This is a genomic window from Oleiphilus sp. HI0066 (assembly GCF_001635725.1).
This window is the reverse complement of sequence record NZ_LWFH01000803.1, coordinates 1-4,071: the sequence shown is the minus strand read 5'-3', so window position 1 is coordinate 4,071 and position 4,071 is coordinate 1. Positions and strand designations below refer to the sequence as shown.

Sequence of the window (4,071 nt, the reverse complement as noted above, 5' to 3'; positions counted from 1 at the left end):
ATATTTTACCTTTGCGCCAAATCAGAATTTTAATGGAGAGATTCTTCTTGGCGTAACAATCTCGGATGGCGAACTAACAGATACTACGACGGCGAGTATTGATGTATTACCCATTAATGATCCGCCTGTGGTCGGAGATTTGGCTTATGCTATTAACGAAGATGAAAGTATCACACTGAGCCAAGAACAGCTCTTGGTGCAAGCTAGCGATATTGAAGGCGATGACCTTGTTGCCGTTAATTTGCAGAGTATTGATGGAAATGTGTCGATTACGGCTAATACCGATGGATCCTTCACATTAACGCCAAATTCAGATCTCAACGGTGCATTTGATATTAGTTTTGGTGTCTTCGATGGCGAAGCGACAGTTGCAGCCAATATCGATTTGACAGTGAACCCAGTGAATGATCTGCCGGTCGCGCAGGATCAGAATTTCCAGATGAACGAAGACGGGACGATCACGCTTACAGATGAGGATCTGTTAACGGGAGCATCGGATGTTGATGGCGATACGCTGAGTATCTCAGATGTTGCATACACAGGTACTGATGGAATCTTCACCGATAATGGAGATGACACATATACCTTTGCACCGAATGAGAACTTCAATGGTAATGTCACCGTCGACTTTACCGTGTCTGATGGTCAGGGTGGTACAGATACGGCCCAAGCGAATATTGTAGTTGTTCCTGTGAATGACCCGCCAGTTTCAGGTAACTTGGCGTATGCAATTGATGAGGATGGAAGTATCACACTGAGCCAAGAGCAGCTCTTGGCGCAAGCGAGTGATGTGGATGGTGATACGCTCACGGCGTTGAATCTACAGACAGCCAATCCGGAACTGACGATTACAGATAATGGTGATGGGACGTTCACGCTGACACCGGCTGCAAACTTCAATGGTGATCTCGATATTAGTTTCGATGTATTCGATGGTGAAGCGACAGTCGCAGCCAATATCGATTTGACAGTGAACCCAGTGAATGATCTGCCGGTCGCGCAGGATCAGAATTTCCAGATGAACGAAGACGGGACGATCACGCTTACAGATGGGGATCTGTTAACGGGAGCGTCGGATGTTGATGGCGATACGCTGAGTATCTCAGATGTTACATACACAGGTACGGATGGAATCTTCACCGATAATGGAGATGACACATATACCTTTGCACCGAATGAGAACTTCAATGGTAATGTCACCGTCGACTTTACCGTGTCTGATGGTCAGGGTGGTACCGATACGGCCCAAGCGAATATCGTAGTTGTTCCTGTGAATGACCCGCCAGTTTCAGGTAACTTGGCGTATGCAATTGATGAGGATGGAAGTATCACACTGAGCCAAGAACAGCTCTTGGCGCAAGCGAGTGATGTGGATGGTGATACGCTCACGGCGTTGAATCTACAGACAGCCAATCCGGAACTGACGATTACAGATAATGGTGATGGGACGTTCACGCTGACACCGGCTGCAAACTTCAATGGTGATCTCGATATTAGTTTCGATATATTCGATGGTGAAGCGACAGTCGCAGCCAATATCGATTTGACAGTGAACCCAGTGAATGATCTGCCGGTCGCGCAGGATCAGAATTTCCAGATGAACGAAGACGGGACGATCACGCTTACAGATGGGGATCTGTTGGCGGGAGCGTCGGATGTTGATGGCGATACGCTGAGTATCTCAGATGTTACATACACAGGTACGGATGGAATCTTCACCGATAATGGAGATGACACATATACCTTTGCACCGAATGAGAACTTCAATGGTAATGTCACCGTCGACTTTACCGTGTCTGATGGTCAGGGTGGTACCGATACGGCTCAAGCGAATATTGTAGTTGTTCCTGTGAATGACCCGCCAGTTGCAGGGGATACGTCTTTCAGCATGAATGAGGACGGTACAATTACATTGACACCTGCACAGCTTTTGGCGAATTCAAGTGACGTTGAAGGTGATGTGAGTCTGCAAGGTGTGAGCTACTCAGGATCAGATGGAACGCTGAGTGAGAATGATGATGGCTCCTTTAGTTTTATTCCGAATGAGAATTTCAATGGTGACATTGTCCTCGATGTGGTTGTGTTAGATGCTGAGGGTGCGAGTGATACGGCCCAAGCGAATATCGTAGTTGTTCCTGTGAACGACTTCCCTGTTTCAGGTAACTTGGCGTATGCAATTGATGAGGATGGAAGTATCACACTGAGCCAAGAACAGCTCTTGGCGCAAGCGAGTGATGTGGATGGTGATACGCTCACGGCGTTGAATCTACAGACAGCCAATCCGGAACTGACGATTACAGATAATGGTGATGGGACGTTCACCCTGACACCGGCTGCAAACTTCAATGGTGATCTCGATATTAGTTTCGATGTATTCGATGGTGAAGCGACAGTTGCAGCCAATATCGATTTGACAGTGAACCCAGTGAATGATCTGCCGGTCGCGCAGGATCAGAATTTCCAGATGAACGAAGACGGGACGATCACGCTTACAGATGGGGATCTGTTGGCGGGAGCGTCGGATGTTGATGGCGATACGCTGAGTATCTCAGATGTTACATACACAGGTACGGATGGAATCTTCACCGATAATGGAGATGACACATATACCTTTGCACCGAATGAGAACTTCAATGGTAATGTCACCGTCGACTTTACCGTGTCTGATGGTCAGGGTGGTACAGATACGGCCCAAGCGAATATTGTAGTTGTTCCTGTGAATGACCCGCCAGTTGCAGGGGATACGTCTTTCAGCATGAATGAGGACGGTACAATTACATTGACACCTGCACAGCTTTTGGCGAATTCAAGTGACGTTGAAGGTGATGTGAGTCTGCAAGGTGTGAGCTACTCAGGATCAGATGGAACGCTGAGTGAGAATGATGATGGCTCCTTTAGTTTTATTCCGAATGAGAATTTCAATGGTGACATTGTCCTCGATGTGGTTGTGTTAGATGCTGAGGGTGCGAGTGATACGGCCCAAGCGAATATCGTAGTTGTTCCTGTGAATGACTTCCCTGTTTCAGGTAACTTGGCGTATGCAATTGATGAGGATGGAAGTATCACACTGAGCCAAGAACAGCTCTTGGCGCAAGCGAGTGATGTGGATGGTGATACGCTCACGGCGTTGAATCTACAGACAGCCAATCCGGAACTGACGATTACAGATAATGGTGATGGGACGTTCACGCTGACACCGGCTGCAAACTTCAATGGTGATCTCGATATTAGTTTCGATATATTCGATGGTGAAGCGACAGTCGCAGCCAATATCGATTTGACAGTGAACCCAGTGAATGATCTGCCGGTCGCGCAGGATCAGAATTTCCAGATGAACGAAGACGGGACGATCACGCTTACAGATGAGGATCTGTTAACGGGAGCATCGGATGTTGATGGTGATACGCTGAGTATCTCAGATGTTACATACACAGGTACGGATGGAATCTTCACCGATAATGGAGATGACACATATACCTTTGCACCGAATGAGAACTTCAATGGTAATGTCACCGTCGACTTTACCGTGTCTGATGGTCAGGGTGGTACCGATACGGCCCAAGCGAATATCGTAGTTGTTCCTGTGAATGACTTCCCTGTTTCAGGTAACTTGGCGTATGCAATTGATGAGGATGGAAGTATCACACTGAGCCAAGAACAGCTCTTGGCGCAAGCGAGTGATGTGGATGGTGATACGCTCACGGCGTTGAATCTACAGACAGCCAATCCGGAACTGACGATTACAGATAATGGTGATGGGACGTTCACGCTGACACCGGCTGCAAACTTCAATGGTGATCTCGATATTAGTTTCGATGTATTTGATGGTGAAGCGACAGTTGCAGCCAATATCGATTTGACAGTGAACCCAGTGAATGATGCGCCTGTTGTAAGCGCTAATATATCAGTAACAATAGAAGAGGACGGCACGTATACACTGACGCAAGCGGAATTGTTGCAATTTGCGTCAGATGTGGATGGCGACGATCTTACAGCCATTATTGGTGATCAAGGCAGTGAGACTACGATTACTGGTACGGTCCTCGATGCTGAAACTGGTAGCCCAGTTTT

General features: G+C 47.3%; 1 protein-coding gene. It reads left to right on the top strand.

Annotation, left to right across the window (positions count from 1 at the left end; all coding sequences use genetic code 11):
- Positions 1–4,071, top strand: a 4,071-nt coding sequence (locus A3738_RS09580) for a tandem-95 repeat protein (RefSeq protein WP_156504156.1), incomplete at both ends; no start/stop codon positions are given.